This window comes from Dyadobacter psychrophilus, assembly GCF_900167945.1.
Taxonomy (GTDB): Bacteria; Bacteroidota; Bacteroidia; order Cytophagales; family Spirosomataceae; genus Dyadobacter; species Dyadobacter psychrophilus.
On record NZ_FUZA01000001.1, the window covers coordinates 1249329 to 1270370 of the forward strand.

The following is a 21042-nucleotide window of genomic DNA, read 5'->3' on the forward strand; positions in this document are numbered from 1 at the left end:
TTCCCGTAAAAGTCCCCTTCAGGGGATATAGGGGAAAAAATACTAAGCCAGATTCAGTTTGCCATGGTCGCCGCCTTCTGGCGTTGTGCCCGTAAGGACTGCTTTTACCATGGAGAAGAAAACCACCATTTTGGATGACGTTGCGTCCCAGTATGCAGCTTCCTCAGTCGTCACTTTTAAAACCACCAGATTCGGATCATCTTTCCCTTCCGGAAACCACGCTTTTGACATTGGGTTCCACAATTCTTCCTTCTTGGTTTCGCTTTCCACAATCTCCGCGTGGCCTGAAACGCTGATGTAAGTGTTATTTTTTGGCTCGGAATAAATCAATGTAACGGCTTCGCCCTGGTTGGAACTATCGCCAATTTCCGTGTTCCGGTTGGTGAAAAACCATACATTTCCTTCCTCATCAATTTCCAGCGTCGTCATAGGACGCGATTCGATCCTTCCGTTTGTGTATGTCGTGTACATACAAAACCGGATATCCTCCGCCAGTGATTTCAATTTTTTTATTGCCTCTTTATCTTGAAGGTCCTTTTCCATAGTTGTTTTGTTTTTAATCTCTGATCTTATTTACCGGAGATCGTAAAACAACTATTCCAAGGCCTGATTAACTGCGCATTAATTTTTCGTATTCCCGCTCTGCCAATCCCTTTTCATCCAGATTACCGTATGCCGTTGCGAAATGCGTTGCGAGCCCGATGCCCCATCCCACCATTGGAAATATTGGCCACGGTAAATGATCATTGCCAAAGTGCGGAAAAGCTGTCACGGCCCACAGCAGCCACAAACCTGCATTGATAACCAGATAAGTGCTGAGATGAACTTTAAAGGAAGCTCTCTTTTTCGCTTTTCTCCAGATAAACTCATTACGCGGCGTTTCCATATCTGTATCGGTTTAGAATGAAATGTTATGTTTAACCAATTGTATTTTAATTGATAAATCAAACTTACAGCGCTCTGAACCCCAGAAAAAGTGAATGCGGACAGAGTTAATAATTACCGCGACGAAAGAACAGATTAGCTGGATAAACCTGTTGTCAAATACTTAAAATTCCAGGCGATAGTTGAGCACCGGGATCAAGCCCGTCTGCGTTGTGTTCCTTACCACTTTATCTGTCGGATCGTAAGTTTGCTCATAGGCATTCAAACGGTTGGTCACATTCTGGATATCCAGTGAGATGGTCGAAGCTGTGCGCTTTTTGTTTTTAGTATAGCTTACGCGAATGTCCGACCGGAAATAATGGGGCAGTTGCTGAGAATATGCTTTGGTCCAGTCGAGTTCGGTTTTTCCCGTTTGTTTGGATTTTTCAAGATCAATAGGCGTTACGCGGTTCCCGCCGGAAGCCAGCAGCTTGATGTTTGCCGCGAAGACATTTGTTTTGTTTTTACCCACTTTCCATTCTTTTCCTGCCAAAACATTCTGAACAAACTGGCCATTAAACCGGCTGTTACGCTCAATGCCATCGCGACCGGTGTATTTTGATTGGTATAATGATGTCGTGCTCATCAGATAAATGCCGCCGGTGAGCGATTTTTCGATGGTCAGTTCAACACCGTAGCTTCGGCCTGTTCCGTCACTCACCAGCGAATCATTCGTAAAACCGCTGATCTCATTGATTTGAGAATTGTGCAAAAGATAAGGTTTCGTAGAATTTGCTGAACCGATCGGAACATGATAATGATGTTGGTAATAAGCTTCTGTTAAGATCCGCCAACTACTGGTCGGCCTGAATTCGTAGCCAGTCACAAAATGCGCAGACTTCATGAGTTTAAGATCCTTGTTAGCAGCCGCCGTTTTTCCACTTTCCGCATTGACCTGCGCAAAATAGGTTGAGATCGACTCTGTTTTGCTGTGCAGGCCGGCACCAAAGCTGATCGTCGACTTTGGTGCCACAGCCCATTTCATCCCTAATCGCGGTTCGATAGAAAACTGGTTATTAAGTCCCAATAACATGCCGTGAACGCCCGCATTGATCGTAACTGTCGGTGATATACGCGATTTAAGCTGACCATATGCCTGATAAAGCTGAGTAGTCCCTCTTTGATCAAGAAAAGTACGAAAAGGACCGTCTTCATTATTCCTGTCGAAAAGGTTAAAGTCCAAATGGTTGATGATGAACCCGCCGCGGAAAGTGTTGCGGGCATTAAGCTTATAATTAAATAAAGAAGAAATCCTGAGGGCCTGATTGGTAAAGCTCTGGCGATATGAAATTTGCTTTCCAATGTTGTCGGTTTCATCCATAACCTTCGTTCCCGCATAGGAAATGATGCTTTCAACGTAAGCTTTGTTGTTGATATAACGCAGATAATTGATTCCCAGAATGCCGCGGTTTGACGTAAAAACCTCCTTTTCAGAACTCGTATTTTCCTTGGAAGTGCTGATTCCACCTATTCCCCAGACCGTCACAACCGACTTATCATCAGAGGGAACGTGGATTTTAAAAGCGCCATCCTGGAAGTCCGTAGAAGCATCACCCTGAATGTTCAGGCCCAATTTGCTAAGCACAGACAATGTTGAATAGCGATAATTGGCAAGATAAGACGCCCCGCCTTTGCCGCCAATTGGCCCCTCAGCCGCGAAATCGAGGCCAAGTACGCCAGCTTGCATGGCATATTCTCGCTTTTCATTGTTTCCATTCCTTAATTTCAAATCGAAAACCCCGGAAGTTGCGTTGCCGTATTCAGCCGGAAAGGCGCCGGTCAGGAAGTCGGAATTACCCAATACGTTGGCACTTAAAGCGCTGATCCCGCCGCCGCTGGAACCTTCCTCGCCAAAATGGTTTGGATTAGGGATTTCAACGCCTTCCATTCTCCACAACATTCCTTTTGGGCTGTTTCCACGGATAATGATCTGATTACCACCATCATCATTGGTTGCTACGCCCGCGAAGGACAATGCCATCCGAGCCGGATCATTCACGGAAGCAGCAAAACGTTTGGTCTGATCCACTGTGAAAGAGCGTCCGCTGACACTCACCATATCATTGAGCGGGGCGCCATTTTCCTTCTGTGCTTTAACGACCACTTCATCCAGAGACCTGAAAGATTCCGCCAGTTTAATGCTCAGTTCTACTTCCTTACCTGAGCCTACAGCTATTTCTTGCAGGAAAGCGTCATCATAGCCAAGACTCGTGATTTTGAAGGAATGACGTCCTACGGGCACGTTTTCAATGCGGAAGGCCCCTTCTTCATCCGTTGTGCCACCCATAACCGGATTCAATGTAGTGACAATCACATTCGCACCGATCACCGGTTGTCGTGATTCCGCATCGATAACATGTCCTTTAACAAGTTGTGCAGGTTGCTGGGCATAAGCCAAGGAGAAGACCGCCAACGCGATCAGCGCAAGAATATATTTTTTCATAGCTAATAGTTTTCCTTTCAGACAACCTAGCTAATGCTTACCCTAAATTTTTTGGAAAAATTATTTTGTCGCTGACATTGGAATCTTATCTGCGCCACGCAATTAAGGCTTCATATTGTTCAAACTTCTCATCTTTCGTGACAACCGATAAATTTTCCTCAATGGATTGAGCAATAATGATTCGATCAAAAGGGTCGTGATGATGATGTGGCAAAATTGCGTTTGCCAAAATATGGCTCGCCGTTATTGGAAGCAGTTCGAAACCGGTGTTATCAATGATTGAAAAGATTTCTTTAAGATCAGCATTTAATTCGAGCCTCCCCAAAGCGTTTTTAATGGCTATTTCCCAAAGCGTTGCGATGCTGATATAGCAGTTATTATCAGAATCTTCCAGTAATGTTCTTGTTCTGCGCGGGAGCCTTAAATCGTCAGTGATAAACCAAATAACTGCGTGCGTGTCGAGCAGCAAATTCATTCGGTATAGGCATTAAATCCCTCGATATCGTCATCAAAATTATCTTTCATGACAATCAGGCCTTTTGCTTTACCAGCAAGTCTTTTGCTTTTATCCGCTGAAATGGAATTGGATTTCTTTTTTAAATCATCAATGAAATTAGCTACCTGCACCTTTTGTTGCACAGGCAAATTGGAAAGTTTAGTGTATAGTTTTAAGTCAGTCATGGATAAATAGCGCTCTAACAAATTTACAAATTTTCGCTGAATGTCAGCTGAGTAACCTTTACTCTAAGGTTGTTCATTTGTTTAGACGGTGTTTTGGTTTTTAGGTCACGACTATAGTAATTATTTTTTACTAGAACATCGCCCGTAACGGCACGGGATCAAAAAAATGGTTTAGCGGGCCGTTGCCGTTTCCTGTTCTTGCGGTTCTACCTGCTTCGATGGCGTTGGAAATGTATTCCTTGGCAAAGATGATGGCTTCGGGCAGGGAATTGCCCTGGGCCATGAAGGTTGCTATGGCGGAGGAGAGCGTGCATCCTGTGCCATGCAGGTTCCGGCTGGCGATGAAGGCGGATTCGAAGACAAGAACTTCCTGATCTTTTTGCGCCAGAACATCAAACAATGTCTCCGAAACCATATGCCCGCCTTTGAGCAGGACAGCACGGCAGCCTTTGGTAATCATTTCCGAAGCTGCTTCCTGCATGGTTTCCAGTGAATCTATCTCCCGGCCCAATAGTAATTTCGCTTCGTCAAGGTTAGGCGTCACGAGATCGGCAATGGGAAACAACTTTTCCCAAAAAACGCTGATAATTTCGGCTGTGGAAAGTTTTGTGCCGCTTGAAGATGCCATAACCGGGTCAATCACGACAAATCCTGGCTTGAAACGCTCGATAATGTCCGTGATAACCATTGCATTTTCAACTGTTCCAATCATCCCAATTTTAACCGCATCAACCTTGATATCTTCCAAAACGGCCAGCAATTGCTCATTCAGAAATTCGCCGGGTACCGGGAAAATCGCCCTTACTCCGAGCGTATTTTGGGCAGTGAGTGCAGTAATTGCAGATGTGCCGTAGCCGCCTAATGCGCCAATCGTTTTCAAGTCTGCCTGAATTCCAGCGCCACCGCCGCTGTCTGATCCCGCAATGGTAAGTATGGTTGGATATCGGTTCATGAATGGTCCGCGATTTGTAAATACTTATCGGTGAAAGTAGTAGTTTTGGGTAGACTAAAAAAAACAGACTCACTTAATAATGATTAAAGCTGCCATATTTGACATGGACGGATTGCTGATAGATTCAGAGCCAATCTGGACAGACGCTGCCCGTAAGGTGATGCAACGGGTTAATTTTACAATTTCGGACGCGCTAAAAAACCAGACGACCGGTCTTTCCATTAAACTTTTCCTTGAATATTGTCATAAAATCCAGCCCTGGAACGCTCCTAGTTTTGAAGAACTGGAGCAGCAGATCCTGGAATATGCCCATACCAACATCCTAGCTCACGCAGTGGCCATGCCCGGCGCAATTGAATTGGTCAAAAGCCTGAAAGCACAAGGCTTGAAACTGGCTGTGGCGTCGGCTTCCCATATGGATCTGATTGAAGGCGTGCTGAAAAGGCTCGAAATTATTGACTACTTTGACACCTGGCATTCGGGCGAGCTCGAAGAATTCACCAAACCACACCCGGCAGTTTACCTGACAACGGCAAAAAAATTGGGTTTACTTCCCAAAGAATGCGTTGCGTTTGAAGATTCGCACGCAGGCCTCCGATCGGCCCATGCAGCGGGAATGATCACGATTTCAGTGCCTGCAATGGAGGTTTATGAGGATGCTAAATTCGATATGGCACACTATAAGATCAGTTCTCTTGAAAAATACATATTAAGCGAAATGTCCGGCGTGCCGCAAAGCGCGATTGAAAATTAAACCCAAATCTTCTATTTCATTTATTAATGATCGGACTAAGACATTTCAGCATTGTGATCATGATCAGGATAGTAGTAATTATCCTGAGCGTCATTGCCCTGGCCTGGCTCGCTTCCAAGCACACGAACGAAGTGCTTGTATATGTGCTCGGGACTATTTTTATCTTTGTTCAGGGATCGTTATTGTATCAATATGTTACCAATGTCAACCGAAAGCTGACCTACTTTCTCGAATCGGTGCGCTATTCGGATTTTACGATCAATTTCCGTTCAGATAATAAAATGGGGCGGACTTTTAAGGAGCTAAACCAGCAATTTAATGAAGTGCTCCATGCTTTCCGCCAGGCCCGGGCAGAAAAAGAAGCAAATTTGCAATATCTGAATACCATTGTTCAGCATATCGGAACCGGTCTTATTACATTTGACAGCAATGGACAGGTTAACCTCATTAATAATGCTGCTTTGCGAATGCTCGGCATTTACAGGCTGCACCAGCTGAGCGAATTAAAAGACAAGCACCCAAGACTTTACGAATTACTTTCAACACTCGACAGCGGCGTACGCGAACTTTACCGGACTCCTTCAGACCAGCCGCTTGCCTTGCAGGGCGCTGCCATTCAATTGAGGGGAATGTGGGTCAGGATCGTGGTTTTGCAGAATATCCAGACGGAACTTCAACAGCAGGAAGTGGAATCGTGGCAAAACCTTACGCGTGTTTTGCGGCACGAGATCATGAACTCCATGACGCCGATTGTTTCCCTTGTTGGGACAATGCGACTGATTGTAAATGAGGACATTGAAAAATCCACTAGTGACCAGGAAGCGGTTAATGACTTAAAAGAAGCATTGCATACGTTGGAAAAGCGAAGCAAAGGCATGATGCAATTCGTGAATGCTTACCGCGATTTTACGACTTTGCCAAAACCTGTTTTTGCCAACCTAAGCGTTGCAGAACTTTTACAGGAAGTGATCCAGTTACTGCAAACGGATCTCACAGGTTCGGGCGTATTGTGGAAAATATCTGTCAAGCCTGAAACATTAACGGTAAAAGCCGACGCCAGCCAGATCCAGCAAGTGCTTATAAATTTGGTAAAAAATGCATCCGAGGCATTCTCAAATCAAACAAACAGGCTGATCACATTAACAGCGTATCAAACTGATAATGTAACCATTATCGATGTCGCAGACAACGGAGACGGCATTGAACCTGAGGCAATTGAAAACATTTTTATTCCCTTCTACACGACAAAGAAAACCGGATCAGGAATTGGGCTAAGCCTTTCCCGACAAATTTTGCAACAGCATAACGGTCAGTTGAACGTTTCTTCGGAAGTAGGAAAAGGGACGGTTTTTACCCTGATTATTTAGGCCAATTTACTCTTTCGATATCCGTAGCTAAAATAGATCACAAGCCCGATCGCAAGCCAGATCACGAAAATCAGCCAGTTGGATGAGCCGAGCTCGGTCATTAAGTAAAGGTTGGTTAAAATTCCTGCAACTGGTAAGATAGAGAAATTGTATTTGTAGCTCATCACAGCAAGAATGCACCATGTGATCCAAAAAATGATCGTTAACAGCTTATGCTCAACGATTTCCATAGCTGACATTGCTTTCCATTCATCTACAACACTTTGTCCGTAAATACTCAGTCCCGCGATGGCAAGGATTAATAATGCACCAACCAGATATTTACCATTGAGATAAGGAACCCGGAATTTGGATTGCGCCGAAATGCCTGTGTGATCCAAATAAAGCACGCCGCCACAAACGAGGATAAAAGCAAAAAATGTCCCCACACTCGTAAGGTCCACAAAGAAATCCATCTTGAAGAACAACGCAGGAATACCTACCACAAAGCCAGTAACGATGGTGGCGAAAGATGGGGTTTGATATTTAGGGTGGATTTTTGAGAATTTTTTCCAAAGCAAACCGTCGCGGCTCATCGTCATCCAGATGCGTGGCTGGCCTAGTTGGTAAACCAACAATGCACTCGTGATAGCGATCACAGAACTTACTGAAATAACGCCTGCCATAAAATCAAGGCCATTTTTTTCAAAAACAAATGCCAGCGGATCACTGACTTTCAGCTCTGAATAATTAACCATCCCGGTTAGCACCAATGTAATCAAAACATATAAAATTGTACAGATAACCAGGCAGTAAATCATAGCTTTGGGCATGTCGCGTTGTGGATTTTTGCATTCCTCGGCAGTGGTTGATATGGAATCAAAACCGATGAATGCGAAGAAAACGGAGGCAACCCCGCCCATAACCCCTTTGATGCCATTGGGCGCGAATGGTGACCAGTTTTCAGGTTTTACATAAAACGCCCCGGCAAAAATTACCAGCAAAACAACCCCGATTTTTAGCACCACCATAATGTTGCTGGCGGTTCGCGACTCACGGATCCCGATGTAAACCAGTGCGGTGATAAGCAATGTTACCAGTCCGGCTGGAAGGTTTAGCATGATATGAAAATCGCCGATGACGGGAGATTGTTCGTAGGCAGCCGCAGCAAAACGCTCATATGTGCTCATTTCTGCTGCCCCTGCGCTTTGCAGTTTGGCAAATGCGTCGGAAGCTGTTTCGTGGTTGACGGTAAGCCAGCCGGGCAGCACAATGCCAAAACCTTTGAGCATTCCCGTAAAATACTCCGACCAGGAAATGGCGACGACCATATTGGAAACCGCGTATTCCAAAATCAATGACCAGCCAATAATCCAGGCAAATAATTCACCGAAGGCTACATAAGCATACGTGTATGCACTACCGGATACAGGAACGGTGCTCGCGAATTGCGCATATGACAAAGCCGTAAAAACGCAGGCTATGGCCGTAAAAATGAATAATAACGATACAGCAGGCCCGCCGTTATAACTTGCAACTCCGATCGTACTGAAGATCCCTGCTCCCACAATCGCCGCAATACCGAGTGAAACCAGGTCCCTGACTCCGAGTATTTTGGCTAATCCGCCATTTTCGGCAGAATTAGCATCTCTAAGGATTTGATCAACAGTTTTCTTACGAAAGAGAGAAGAATTTTGTTTCATGCAGGAGCTGATTTGGCAAAGTCTCAGTATGTAATAAGTTGGCTAAAATAACGATATTCTCAACGCATCTATCCATCCATTGATATTTTGTTCAATAAATGACAAATTTTCCGTAGAAAATTCTTTTGGGTGAAATCAAACGCGAAAACAATGTGTTTGAGACCATATAATTACTTAATTTTCCGACTGCCAACCCCACCACATTCCATGAAAAAAATCGCTACGCTACTCATCCTCATACTGCTTTCCGTCAGGATGTTGGACGCTCAGGACATTAAAGCTTACACCACCGCACAAGCGCATTCCCATAATGATTATGAACGAAAAGGCGCTTTCCTGGAAGCTTACGATCAGCAGTTCGGCTCCGTCGAAGCGGATCTTTTTTTGGTAAATGACACGCTTTTCGTGGCGCATAACCTAAAAGACATTCATCCGAAAAGAACTTTAAATACACTTTACATTCAGCCGATCCTTGCGAGCGTTGAAAAGAACGGCGGAAGTATCTATGCACAAAAGGAAGTGCCGCTTCAATTTCTGATCGACCTGAAAACGGGCGCTAGGGAAACACTTGACGCATTGGTCAGGGAGCTGGAACCGCATAAGCACATTTTCGCGCCAAACGGCAATGTAATGATTGTCGTAAGCGGCAACACGCCGGACCCCGCCGATTTTGGAAAATATCCCGACTTCATTTTTTTCGACGGCCGGCCAGAGATCACCTACACGCCCGATCAACTCAAACGTGTCGGCCTGATCAGTCAGGGATTTGGAAAATACTCAAAATGGAACGGCGAAGGCCCTTTGCCCGAAAAGGATAAGAAGACGATTCAGAAAGTGATTAAGCAAACGCACGACCTTGGCAAAAAAATGCGACTATGGGCAACGCCAGACAACATTAATTCCTGGAAAATATTCATGACTTTGGGTGTGGATTATCTGAACACAGACAAAGTCAAAGAAATGGGCGATTATCTTCGAACTGCGCCGCGCTAGCTTTTCGGGATAGAATCTAAGTGTTTTCACATTTTTTCAATGGTATAACCTTTCCTGCATGTCATCCCAACAACGCGATCCGGCGCCCGGCACCACGCTCAAAAAAGTTTTAAAACCAATTCATCTTTGGGCGATCGCCGTCGGGCTGGTGATTTCCGGTGAATATTTCGGATGGAACTATGGCTGGGGTGTTTCAGGCACGGTCGGATTTCTGATTGCCACGCTGGTGGTGACGCTGATGTACGTCACATTTATTTTCAGTTTCACCGAGTTAACTACGTCCATTCCGCAAGCTGGCGGGCCATTTTCCTATTCGCAGCGCGCATTTGGCTGGTTTGGAGGGCTTATTGCCGGTTACGCTACACTCGTGGAATTTTTGGTAACACCCACAGCAATAGCCTTCGCACTGGGCAGTTACACCCATTTTCTTTACCCCTCGCTGGAAGTGCTGGATATAGCTTTTGCCTGTTATGTTATTTTTATATTAATCAATCTAATGGGAATCAAGGAGTCTGCAATGTTCTCACTCGTGGTAACTTTGCTGGCTGTCGCCGAGTTGCTGATCTATATCGGCATTGTCGCTCCCCATTTTTCTTATGAAACCTTTGTAACCGAACCGATGCCGTTTGGCTGGCCTGGCGTTTTTGCTGCGTTACCATTTGCGATCTGGTTTTATCTGGCCATCGAGGGCGTTGCAATGGTGGCCGAGGAAGTAGAGGACCCCAAACGGACCATTTCAAGAGGTTACATTTATGGGATTTTAACATTGGTTGTGCTTGCTCTAGCCGTCATGATTTTTACCGGAGGCGTGGCACATTGGCGGCTTTTAAGCGAAATCGATTACCCTTTACCTGCCGCCCTGGGCATTGTACTGGGACGCGATAACGGCCTTACACAGCTTTTTGCAAGCCTGGGATTATTCGGGCTTATAGCGTCTTTCCACGGAACGATCATCGGTTATTCAAGACAAATTTACGCATTGGCCAGGGCTGGTCTGCTCCCCTCTTTTTTAGGAAATGTGAATGCCAGATTCCAAACGCCGCACTGGGCGCTGATCGGAGGGGGAATTGTCGGATGCGTTGCGCTAAAACTGGGCACCACAGATCAGGTTATTATTCTTGCAGCTTTGGGCGCGGTCGTGATGTACATTATCAGCATGGTTGCCCTCTTTGAACTTCGCCGCAAAGAGCCCGCCTTGGAACGGCCTTTTGCTGTGCCTGCCTACCCCTACTTTCCTATCATCGCACTCATTTTGTCAATCGTCTGCCTCATTGCTATCGTCTACTACAACATTATGCTAAGTGTATGGTTCTTTGCGGGGCTCATATTGGTTACCTTGCTCTACATGGCAACCGGCAGACATAAAGTTGCCAGGGACGTGAAGATCACCGAAAGCAATTTAAAAGGATAAGGCCGAGATAGTTTCTACCGGTTACTAAATTGTTTTTTAAAAAATGGTCTTAATTGCCAACTAATTCGTACATTAATCTGGAATTTTTACTCAACGGTAACCTGAAACTTGCAACTTTTGAAAACGCTAACAATGTCCCTGCTCGCAACGCTGATCTTTCAGAGCAAGGGATTGAATTTTAAAATCCAGAATGAATATTTTAATTGTTGAGGACGACCTAATTGTAGCAAAACATCTTCAATATTTACTCAACGGCTTTGGCTATGACGCGAACGACGTGGCAACGGATTACAGCACAGCTGTTGAACTGCTAAATGGCAAGGTTTTCCATCTTGCAGTTTTGGATATCAGCTTGAACGGTTACCAAACCGGGATAGATCTTGCGCATCACATCCGGGAAAATTTTAAGATCCCTTTTTTGTTTCTTTCCAGCCACGAAGATATTGCGATCGTAAATGCGGCTCTGCAAGCTTCTCCGCATGCATTTCTTCAAAAACCCTGTCAAAAAATCACGGTTTATACTGCAGTAAAGCTCGCTTTGAAGAACTATCGCCTGGCGGCTTTGGCGGGAGAATCGAATCAGGAGGAAAAACAGGATTCAACGGTTATCAAAGATGCACTCTTCATTAAAGAGAAGCATATGTTCACCAAAATCCTCCTGGCGGATATTTTATACATTCGCAGTGACGACAACTATCTCGAGCTGCACACCAAGAAAAAGAAATACACCATTCGCGAGACGTTGAAAAATATGCTTCAGCAACTTCCGGCGAATTATTTTTTCCGTGTTCACAAGTCATTTATCATTAATCTCAATGCCATAACATCCATCAATTACATTCATGTGATGATCAATGACATCGAAATTCCGATTACAAATGATAACAGAAATGAACTGCTGAGCCGTGTAAAAACTTTCTCCTGAAAAGACCCTAAAAGGCTTTGTGCCAGACACTCCCATTTCTATCATTCACCCCGGAAATCGGTTACTTCACCACATTCATTTGTCGGTGATCCTGCTACAAATTATTATTACAACACGTAAAATCCTCTTCTATTTTTAACAAGTGTTTTTGAGATAGCTGCCTGAGCTTCAACATTTAGAGAATAATTTAAAAGCTCAGGCATCCATTTCAATTCGAAAAACGTAAATGCTATTAATTGACATCATTGCATACATACAAGTTTGACGCACACAATATTTACCATACCAGACCTAAACTAAATCATTACCATTAGTATTTTTTTATTTTAATATCGTTGAGAATAATTAGACATCCCCGGGATACATTCCCTGGGATGTTTTGTTTTTTATAAGCGTCGTAAAATTCAGGGATAGATCAGATATTTCTTACGCATATCCTTATACTGACCTAGTCCCGGCTCCCAGCTTTTCCTTATTTCCTCTTCCGAAGCGCCTGCTATGATCTGCTTTTTAAAATTTTCAGTGCCTGCCAACTTGTCAATGCTTCCCATTTGCTTGCTCTGGCTCATATCAAAGAATTTCGCCTTGTCGGGATAGGCTTTATACATATCCATGATCCAGTTCAGTTGAAGCTTTTCCGATTTTTCAAGTTTCGAAATATCAAATTTCCGCAGGTCAATGCCGTAACATTCCTGGTCCTGGTGTAATGGCGTTTCACTCATGCCTTTTATGCTCTTCGGCGTAAAGACGAAGTCGAATTTTCCTTTCAGTAATGGCGCGCCGAGGACAGTAAATGGCATGTAAGTTCCGCGTCCCTGACTCACAATTGTGCCCTCAAACATGCATATATGCGGATAAAGCATTACAGATTGCTGCGTGTTCAGGTTTGGAGAAGGCATTACCGGCAATGTATAAGGCGTTTTGTGATTATAATTTGCCACTTTAATGATCTTCAATTTGCATTGCATTTTACCGGGCAGCCAACCTTCACCATTGATCATTTGGGCAAATTCACCGATTGTCAAACCGTGTGCGATGGGAATTTTGTACATGCCTATTCCCGAACGCAGATGGTCTTCCAGGATCGGCCCGTCTACCAAAAATCCGTTCGGATTGGGGCGATCGAGGATCAGCATTTCCTTATTTGTCTCCGCACAGGCTTCCATCACATGCCCTAATGTATTAATATAAGTGTAAAAACGTGCCCCAACATCCTGAATGTCAAATATCATCAGATCAATGCCCGCCATTTGCTCCTTGGTTGGCTTCTTCTGTTTACCGTAAAGTGAAATGGCTGGAATGCCTGTCTTCGGATCCACGCTGTCGCTTACTTTATCACCATTGCTGGCGGTTCCGCGAAAACCGTGTTCAGGGCCAAAAATCATGACAATGTTCACACCCAACGCAACCAGGCTATCCACAATCGGCGTCTTGCCAATGATTGATGTCTGATTCACCAAAATCCCGATCTTTTTGCCTTTTAGATAATCCAGATATTCCGAAACCTGATCCGCCCCCGTCACCGGCAACTTTGCCGGTGCGATTGCATTCTTGTGAACATTCAAAGAATCGCTGTCTGTTATTGCGGGCGTTTTTTGCGAGGAGGAATTAACGCAGTTGCTGAACAGGCAAATGCATAGTGTGAGGCTTAGTAATGTGAAAATTGGTCTCATGGATTCAGGATTGATTTTAGAATAAACGCATTTGTCCGGCTCTCATAAATTGTGATGAATCGAGTGCGGGTAACTGTACATCTTTGAAATATTTACGGCAGGCATGCGCGTGAAGTTGTCTAATGTTTTCTGCGAAATTTCCCTCTCCCACCATTCTGAGGCCAAAACGAGAATCATTCAAATTTCCGCCATGACATTCCGCAATCTGGTTCAGCACTTTTGCTGCCCGGTCGGGGAAATGGTGATTGATCCATTCTTCAAACAACGTGGAAATGGCACCATTCAGCCTCACAATCGTATAATTTGCCCACAATGCGCCGTTTTCTGCCGCCGCCTGGACAATAGCCGGAATCTCGTGATCATTCAGTCCGGGAATAATGGGCGCCGTCATCACACCCATGGGCACGCCAGCGTCGGTTAATCCTTTCACAACCTGCAATCGACGCTTCCCAGTCACGGTCCGGGGTTCAAGCGCGCTGCGAAGGTCTTCATTTAGTGAAGTGATTGAAATCGCTCCATGCACCAGATTAAGCTTTGCAAGTTTTTCCAGCACGTCCAGGTCCCTTAGTACCAAAGCATTTTTTGTCAAAACACTCACCGGGTTTCGATATCTCAGACAAATTTCAAGCATTTGCCTCGTCAGTCTGTATTTCTTTTCCCCAGGCTGATAACAATCGGTATTTCCGGAAAAATGAATGACCTTAGGCTCCCAATTTTTTGAATTAAATAGTTTTTCAAGCAACTGGGGCGCATTTTTCTTGACGATGATCTTCGTTTCGAAATCCAGCCCTGCAGAATATCCCCAATATTCATGCGAATTGCGTGCATAACAATAAATGCACCCATGTTCGCAGCCACGATAAGGATTAATTGAGTGAAAATGTCCAAGATCCGGACTATCCGAGACGCTGAGCAATGTTTTGGAATGCTCCTCTATGAACTGCGTTTTCGGATTTACAGCCGGTTCCTCCCATTGCTGCCAATCCTCTGATGTGTATTCTATTTCATGCTTAAAAAATTTGTTGTGGGTGTTGATAGCAGCCCCACGGCCACGAGCCCTGTTGTCCATTGTTCATGATGATCATGATGTTGATGAAGTTTTAAGGAAGTTGTGTGTGAATTCAATTTTGAATGAGCGACCGGGTCGCCGGGCGATGAGTGAATATTCAGTCATTCACTCATTCACTCATTCACTCATCGCCCGGAGATCCGGTCAAAATTATTTTATATAACGAAAATCCTCGTCGCCTTTCAGTGACAGCAAGACGTCGTACATTAATTGAATTACATTCTTAACATCCTCCTTATGCACCATTTCTACGGTTGTGTGCATGTATTTCAGAGGAAGGGAGATTAATGCGGAAGCGATGCCTTCTGTTGAGTAAGCAAATGAATCCGTATCGGTTCCTGTTGAACGGCTTACTGCCTGACGCTGGAAGGGAATCTTTTTCTCGTCGGCAACGCGGATGAGCATGTCGCGTACATTGTTCTGCACGGCTGGCCCATAGCAGATCACGGGCCCGCCACCACTTTTAAGATCGCCTTGTTCCTTTTTATTATACATCGGCGACTGCGTGTCATGCGTCACATCCGTCACGATCGCAAGATTTGGTTTCAAACGACGCGAGATCATTTCCGCCCCACGCAAGCCAATTTCTTCCTGAACTGCATTCACTACATATAATGTAAAGGGCAACCGCACATTGTTTTCATGCAGCATGCGCGCCACTTCAGCGATCATAAAACCGCCCATTCTGTTGTCCAGCGCGCGTCCCAGATAATATTTTTCGTTCAATTCATCCAGTCCGTCTGCAAATGTGGCAACAGTTCCTACGTGAATGCCCATTTCGAGCACTTCGTCTTTTTTGGACGCGCCTACATCGATAAACAATTCATGCACCTTCGGCACAGAATCCTTTGCGATATCGCGTACGTGGATCGCTGGCCAGCCGAAAACGCCTTTTACGACACCTTTACCCGTGTGTAAATTCACGCGCATAGAAGGTGCAATGATCGCATCCGAACCACCGTTCCGGCGCACATGAATGTAACCGTCATCTGTGATGTAGTTGACAAACCAGGAAATCTCATCGGAATGTGCTTCAATCACAACTTTGTAATCCTGGCCTCCGCCAATGACGCCAACGGCAGTTCCGTAGACGTCCACAATGGTCTCTTCAATGTAAGGCTTAATGTAATCCAGCCATATTTGCTGACCGCTTGCCTCAAACCCGGTCGGCGATGCATTGTTCAGGTATTTATAAAGAAATTCTCTGCTTTGATCTGACATATTTTATCAAAATTACTTACTTAAAATGCTGTTGAATAATGCCATAATAAGCGTTTTCTATTGTTTTAAATAGCCCCAAAAGGCCCATAACCGCCGTTTTTTGAGATAATCCAGATCTGCCTGGTGCTGATATGCCTCCCGCTCGAACGAAATGTGGAGATAGGCCAGATAATGCTTTTTGTACTGGATCAGGCGGATCAAATATTCGGCAAAATACCAAATATAAAAGACAATCAAACCCAATTCCACTTGTTGTCGCAAATGGATCTGCTCGTGGTTAATTAGGAAGCGGCTGCATGGATTTATTCTCACCAAAATGAAGGGAAACAATGCCATACCCTCCACCCAAAGGAAAGAAACGTTCAATAAGATCCCTCTGAATTTCATAGCGGCTACTCCTGATCCAAACCAATTTAAAACAAAAATGTTGGATTGCGAATGATCAAACATTCTCCAATCCAACATCTTAATTATGCAGTGCGAAATTATTCGCTGAACCTGCTGATATCCAGGACTTCAAATTCCATCAATCCTGCAGGAACCTTAATTTCGGTGGTGTCCCCAACTTTCTTTCCAAGCAAGCCTTTCCCGATCGGCGATCCTACTGAGATCTTTCCAGTTTTAAGGTCAGCCTCTTCTTCTGAAACCAAAGTATATGTAACTTCCATTCCATTCTTACGGTTTTTGATCTTCACTTTGGAAAGCACCGCAACCTGCGAAGTGTCAATCGACGACTCATCGATCACCCGCGCATTTGACATGATCTCTTCAAGCTTGGCGATCTTCATTTCATGCATTCCCTGCGCATCCTTTGCCGCATCGTACTCTGCATTCTCGCTCAAATCACCCTTATCCCGCGCTTCTGCAATCTGTTTTGCAATCTCCGTGCGGCCTTTTGTTTTCATATCATTCAGCTCATTCCTCAGCTTATTTAATCCTTCTTCCGTATAGTATGAAATTTTAGCCATGACCTTAAATTGGTTTACAAGTCTTTAAATTTTTGAAAATTGGATAAAAAAAAAGAACGGCTCTAAGACCGCTCTACAAGAGTTACAACACTCGTAGTAGAAGGCTAGAAGACCCTATCTTTTCGGTTCGTATATGATTTCGTCTGGATCATAATTTTCTGTTAAGAACGACAAAAATAACAATATTTGTAAATGGTATCACCATTTTTTATCCAAAAGCGGTAACAATCTATGTCAACCCCATTAAGAATAATTTTCATGGGAACGCCCGAATTTGCGGTCCCAAGTTTAAAAAGTCTGGTCGAAAGCAATTCTAATGTTGTGGCTGTAATAACTGTTCCCGACAAGCCGGCTGGGCGTGGGCAAAAGCAAACCGCATCGCCCGTAAAGCTATACGCAGAAGCGCAAGGCATCCCTGTTTTGCAGCCTGAAAAGTTAAAAAATCCCGAATTTCTGGAAACGTTAAGATCTTATAAAGCTGACCTGCAGGTTGTCGTGGCATTCCGGATGTTGCCCGAAGTGGTTTGGAACATGCCGCCCAAAGGCACATTCAATTTACACAGCTCATTACTGCCTCAATATCGCGGTGCGGCGCCTATCAACTGGGCCGTCATCAACGGAGAAACAGAAACCGGCGTCACCACATTTTTCATAGAACAAGACATTGACACCGGTAAGATCATTTACCAGGATAGAGAACCAATACACCCCGAAGACGACGCAGGTTCGTTATATGAACGGTTAATGGAAAAAGGTGCCCGCCTGGTTGTGAAAACTGTCAAAGCCATTGAAGCAGGGAATTATCCGCAAGATCCACAGAATGAACCCGTTGAAATAAAATCCGCACCAAAGATTTTCCGCGAAACCTGCGAAATAGACTGGCAGAAACCCGCAGTAGAAATCCACAATTTTATACGGGGACTTTCGCCCTACCCCGCGGCCTGGACCACAATTAATGGTCTTTCCTGCAAAATTTTCAGATCCAAAGTTGTAGAGTTTGAAGAAAAAGACGTCCCGGGCGAGTTCCGAACAGACAATAAATCCTATCTCTATTTCCGAACCGGCGACGGCTGGCTTTCCATTGAGGCGCTGCAACTCGAAGGTAAGAAGCGGATGGAGATTGGAGATTTTTTGCGGGGGAACAGGCTTTAAACAATCACGACAACACATCATGCTAATATCAATTATTGTTGCCGTTTCTGAAAACGGGGCTATTGGAAAGGATAATCAGTTGCTTTGGCGGTTGCCGGATGATTTGAAGCGGTTTAAGCAGCTGACGCTCGGGCACCCGATGATCATGGGTCGCAAAACTTTTGAATCAATCGGGAAGCCTTTGCCGGGAAGGACGTCGATTATAGTTACCGGCCAGAAGGATTATGCTGCGGAAGGCATTCTCGTCGCACATTCTCTGGACGAAGCGCTGGACGTTGCCCGGAAGTTTGAAGAAAAAGAAGCATTTATCATCGGCGGAGGTGAAATTTACAAACTAGCGCAGCCACTGGCGGACCGCTTATATGTTACAGAAGTTGCGACGGTTGTTGACGGCGATACTTTTTTCGAAATAAGCGATCCTGACGCATGGAATGAGTCGGAGCGAATTGTACATGAGGCAGATGAGCGACATAAATGGAAATTTGAATTTGTAAATTATATTAAACAAAAATTTTAATAAGTACCTTTGGCATATAACCCAAAGTGACTATCAGTACAATGCAAGTTTTAGAAGAAAAGACAGCGCTATCACCTATCATTGAGGTTCTTTCCGAAACATTTGAAATTCCTCAGCTGAACAAAAAGCGCCGCGTTCATGTGCTTTTGCCACATGATTATTACGAAAAGCCGGAACAGCGTTATCCTGTGTTATATATGACGGATGCGCAAAACTTGTTCGGAAATGGCTCGCCCTATGGCAACTGGGAAATTGACAAAAGTCTGGCTCTGCTGGCAGAGGAAAATAAAGCAGATGTGATCATTGTTGCCGTCGATCATGGCGAGGAAGAGCGGATCAATGAGTTTTCACCTTATGATAACCCGCGACTCGGCAAGGGTTTGGGCTCACTTTTCCTTCGTTTCGTAGTAGAAACGCTCAAAACACACGTCGACGCTAATTATCGCACGAAGCCGGAGAGGCTTAATACAGGCATAGGCGGGAGCTCGGTGGGCGGATTGCTGAGCGCTTATGCAGCATTGATGTTCCCGCACGTTTTCGGCAGGCTGATGATCTTTTCACCTTCGCTGTGGATCTCGCAGAAAGTGTATTTCGATGCCATTCACTTCTTTGAGCCTTTTGAAACACGGATCTATTTATATGCCGGAGGAAATGAGGGGGCTAATATGCTTCCTAATTTTGAAAAATTCCACAAGACACTTGAAAATCAAGGCTTTGGTTACAAAAGAGTGAAGATCAAGAGTTCAATAGATCCGGAAGGCGAACATAAGGAGGAGCAATGGAGCAAGGAGTTTCCAGTTGCGCTGAAATGGTTATTTTTTGAAGAATAGGATCTATATTATTTAAAAACGAAAAGGGAGAGCTGGCCGAATGCCGCTCTCCCTTTTCGTTTTTAAACAATATGTTACTATAAAATATATTGGCTCAAATCCCTGTTTTTTACCAAGGCAGAAAGCTTTTCAGAAACCAGGTCGGCCGTAACAACAATGTGGGAATCAGCGCCGATAACGTCCGGAATGTCGAACATAAAATCGTTAAGTAACAGGCTCATCACCGTTTGCAAACGACGAGCGCCAATATTTTCTACTTCACTATTTACTTCAAAAGCAATCCGCGCGATTTCACGAAGTGCGCCGTCTTCAAATTCAAGTTCCACGCCTTCCGACTCCATCATGGCCACATACTGCTTGGTAAGGGCGTTTTTAGGTGTTTTCAGGATCTGGTAAAAGTCAGATTCAGTCAGGCTGTTCAGTTCAACCCGGATCGGGAAACGGCCTTGTAACTCGGGAATAAGGTCAGAAGGTTTTGCGACATGGAATGCACCTGCCGCAACGAACAGAATGTGGTCTGTATTGATCACGCCATGTTTGGTATTCACCGCGCTTCCTTCTACGATCGGAAGCAGGTCGCGCTGCACACCTTCACGGCTCACATCCGGGCCGCCGCCACCGCCCGATCTGCTGGACGCCACTTTATCAATTTCATCAATAAAAATGATTCCCAGGTTCTCCGCTTTTTTGATGGCCTCCATCTTCACCTCATCCATATCGATCAGCTTGGAAGCCTCTTCATCCAAAAGGATTTTCCTGGCTTCTTCCACCGTAACTTTGCGTTTTTTCCCCCGGCGCGGCATCATATTACCGATCATTTCCTGAATGTTCATCATCGAAACATCGTCCATAGCACCGCCGATCATGCCCACATTGGGCGTCTGGTTTTGCTGCACTTCAATGTCGATCTTGCGGCTGTCGAGTTCCCCGTTACGGATTTTCTCGCGGAAGCGCTCTCTGGTGCGTTGGTTCAACTCGGCGTCATCCTCAGGAATAGCCTCGGAATTATTATCTGTTTTAACCCTTACTGCGTTGGAACCATGAACCGGCGGGATCAGTGCGTCCAGGATAATATCTTCCACAGCCTGCTCGGCTTTGAGCTTCACTTCTTCTTTTTTCTGCGTTCTCACCATTCCCACTGCCTGTTCCACCAGATCGCGGACCATGCTTTCCACATCACGTCCCACGTAGCCCACTTCGGTGAATTTCGATGCTTCCACCTTTACAAATGGCGCATCCGCAATTTTAGCCAGCCGCCGTGCAATCTCCGTTTTACCCACGCCCGTGGCGCCGATCATTAATATGTTGTTTGGAATAATTTCCTTTTGTATGTCCTCAGGACTATTCATTCGCCTCCACCGGTTTCTCAATGCAATAGCGACATTGCGTTTTGCGTCATTTTGTCCGATGATATACTGGTCAAGCTCGAAAACGATCTGACGTGGGGTTAGGCGATTTAAGTGTTCAGTCATGTGTTTTG

General features: G+C 44.9%; 21 protein-coding genes. 8 read left to right on the forward strand and 13 right to left on the reverse strand.

Annotated features, from left to right (window positions below):
* Positions 1-42: 42 nt before the first annotated feature.
* The 6 genes from B5X68_RS05360 to thiD form a co-directional block, all read right to left on the reverse strand.
* Positions 43-543, reverse strand: coding sequence for a pyridoxamine 5'-phosphate oxidase family protein (locus tag B5X68_RS05360; protein WP_082213587.1), 501 nt, complete (start codon positions 541-543; stop codon positions 43-45).
* Positions 544-610: 67 nt separating this feature from the next.
* Positions 611-886, reverse strand: a complete 276-nt coding sequence (locus B5X68_RS05365; protein ID WP_082213588.1) for a 2TM domain-containing protein — start codon at positions 884-886, stop codon at positions 611-613.
* A gap of 162 nt (positions 887-1048) precedes the next feature.
* Positions 1049-3367: a TonB-dependent receptor gene (locus B5X68_RS05370; RefSeq protein WP_082213589.1), complete on the reverse strand. Its 2319-nt coding sequence runs from the start codon at positions 3365-3367 to the stop codon at positions 1049-1051.
* Between the two features lie 85 nt (positions 3368-3452).
* Positions 3453-3842 (reverse strand): type II toxin-antitoxin system VapC family toxin, encoded by a 390-nt coding sequence (locus B5X68_RS05375; RefSeq protein ID WP_082213590.1) that lies wholly within the window; start codon positions 3840-3842, stop codon positions 3453-3455.
* Positions 3839-4048 carry a type II toxin-antitoxin system VapB family antitoxin gene (vapB, locus tag B5X68_RS05380; RefSeq protein ID WP_082213591.1) on the reverse strand — a complete coding sequence of 70 codons (210 nt, stop codon included), beginning with the start codon at positions 4046-4048 and terminating at the stop codon, positions 3839-3841. The genes B5X68_RS05375 and vapB overlap by 4 nt, the downstream gene beginning before the upstream one ends.
* A gap of 130 nt (positions 4049-4178) precedes the next feature.
* Complete coding sequence (gene thiD / locus B5X68_RS05385) at positions 4179-5000, reverse strand: bifunctional hydroxymethylpyrimidine kinase/phosphomethylpyrimidine kinase (protein ID WP_082213592.1); 822 nt, start codon at positions 4998-5000, stop codon at positions 4179-4181.
* Positions 5001-5079: 79 nt separating this feature from the next.
* Between thiD and hxpB the strand changes: the two genes are divergently transcribed.
* Both hxpB and B5X68_RS05395 read left to right on the forward strand, forming a co-directional pair.
* Positions 5080-5754, forward strand: a complete 675-nt coding sequence (gene hxpB / locus B5X68_RS05390) for a hexitol phosphatase HxpB (protein ID WP_082213593.1) — start codon at positions 5080-5082, stop codon at positions 5752-5754.
* Positions 5755-5780: 26 nt separating this feature from the next.
* Positions 5781-7121 carry a sensor histidine kinase gene (locus B5X68_RS05395; protein WP_082213594.1) on the forward strand — a complete coding sequence of 447 codons (1341 nt, stop codon included), beginning with the start codon at positions 5781-5783 and terminating at the stop codon, positions 7119-7121.
* Here the strand turns inward: B5X68_RS05395 and B5X68_RS05400 are convergent.
* Positions 7118-8803 (reverse strand): amino acid permease, encoded by a 1686-nt coding sequence (locus B5X68_RS05400; protein WP_082213595.1) that lies wholly within the window; start codon positions 8801-8803, stop codon positions 7118-7120. The genes B5X68_RS05395 and B5X68_RS05400 overlap by 4 nt on opposite strands.
* 207 nt (positions 8804-9010) lie before the next feature.
* On the opposite strand from B5X68_RS05400, the gene B5X68_RS05405 reads away from it, so the two are divergent.
* The 3 genes from B5X68_RS05405 to B5X68_RS05415 all read left to right on the forward strand — a co-directional run bounded on the left by B5X68_RS05405 (position 9011) and on the right by B5X68_RS05415 (position 12132).
* Entirely contained in the window at positions 9011-9796 is a 786-nt protein-coding gene (locus B5X68_RS05405; RefSeq protein ID WP_082213596.1) for a phosphatidylinositol-specific phospholipase C/glycerophosphodiester phosphodiesterase family protein, read from the forward strand.
* Between the two features lie 58 nt (positions 9797-9854).
* Positions 9855-11207 carry an ethanolamine permease gene (eat, locus tag B5X68_RS05410; RefSeq protein ID WP_082213597.1) on the forward strand — a complete coding sequence of 451 codons (1353 nt, stop codon included), beginning with the start codon at positions 9855-9857 and terminating at the stop codon, positions 11205-11207.
* A gap of 190 nt (positions 11208-11397) precedes the next feature.
* The gene (locus tag B5X68_RS05415; protein WP_082213598.1) at positions 11398-12132 is read left to right on the forward strand and encodes a LytR/AlgR family response regulator transcription factor; all 735 of its coding nucleotides are present in this window, start codon (positions 11398-11400) and stop codon (positions 12130-12132) included.
* 404 nt (positions 12133-12536) lie between these two features.
* Here the strand turns inward: B5X68_RS05415 and B5X68_RS05420 are convergent, their stop codons facing one another.
* From B5X68_RS05420 to greA, 5 genes are all read right to left on the reverse strand, one after another.
* Positions 12537-13805, reverse strand: coding sequence for an exo-beta-N-acetylmuramidase NamZ family protein (locus B5X68_RS05420; RefSeq protein ID WP_082213599.1), 1269 nt, complete (start codon positions 13803-13805; stop codon positions 12537-12539).
* Positions 13806-13821: 16 nt separating this feature from the next.
* The gene (locus tag B5X68_RS05425) at positions 13822-14874 is read right to left on the reverse strand and encodes a PA0069 family radical SAM protein (RefSeq protein WP_082213600.1); all 1053 of its coding nucleotides are present in this window, start codon (positions 14872-14874) and stop codon (positions 13822-13824) included.
* A gap of 150 nt (positions 14875-15024) precedes the next feature.
* Entirely contained in the window at positions 15025-16095 is a 1071-nt protein-coding gene (locus tag B5X68_RS05430; RefSeq protein WP_082213601.1) for a M42 family metallopeptidase, read from the reverse strand.
* Between the two features lie 57 nt (positions 16096-16152).
* Positions 16153-16482, reverse strand: a complete 330-nt coding sequence (locus B5X68_RS05435) for a hypothetical protein (protein ID WP_082214016.1) — start codon at positions 16480-16482, stop codon at positions 16153-16155.
* Between the two features lie 98 nt (positions 16483-16580).
* Positions 16581-17063: a transcription elongation factor GreA gene (greA, locus tag B5X68_RS05440; protein WP_026630790.1), complete on the reverse strand. Its 483-nt coding sequence runs from the start codon at positions 17061-17063 to the stop codon at positions 16581-16583.
* 231 nt (positions 17064-17294) lie between these two features.
* On the opposite strand from greA, the gene fmt reads away from it, so the two are divergent.
* Genes fmt through B5X68_RS05455 form a run of 3 tightly spaced genes read left to right on the forward strand, consistent with a single transcriptional unit; the run spans position 17295 to position 19562 of the window.
* Complete coding sequence (gene fmt / locus B5X68_RS05445) at positions 17295-18215, forward strand: methionyl-tRNA formyltransferase (protein WP_262485857.1); 921 nt, start codon at positions 17295-17297, stop codon at positions 18213-18215.
* Between the two features lie 19 nt (positions 18216-18234).
* Entirely contained in the window at positions 18235-18732 is a 498-nt protein-coding gene (locus tag B5X68_RS05450) for a dihydrofolate reductase (protein WP_082213603.1), read from the forward strand.
* A 41-nt stretch (positions 18733-18773) separates the two neighbouring features.
* Entirely contained in the window at positions 18774-19562 is a 789-nt protein-coding gene (locus tag B5X68_RS05455; protein ID WP_082213604.1) for an alpha/beta hydrolase, read from the forward strand.
* Between the two features lie 77 nt (positions 19563-19639).
* Here B5X68_RS05455 and hslU read toward each other — a convergent pair whose 3' ends face one another.
* Positions 19640-21034: an ATP-dependent protease ATPase subunit HslU gene (gene hslU, locus B5X68_RS05460; protein ID WP_082213605.1), complete on the reverse strand. Its 1395-nt coding sequence runs from the start codon at positions 21032-21034 to the stop codon at positions 19640-19642.
* Positions 21035-21042 lie beyond the last annotated feature (8 nt).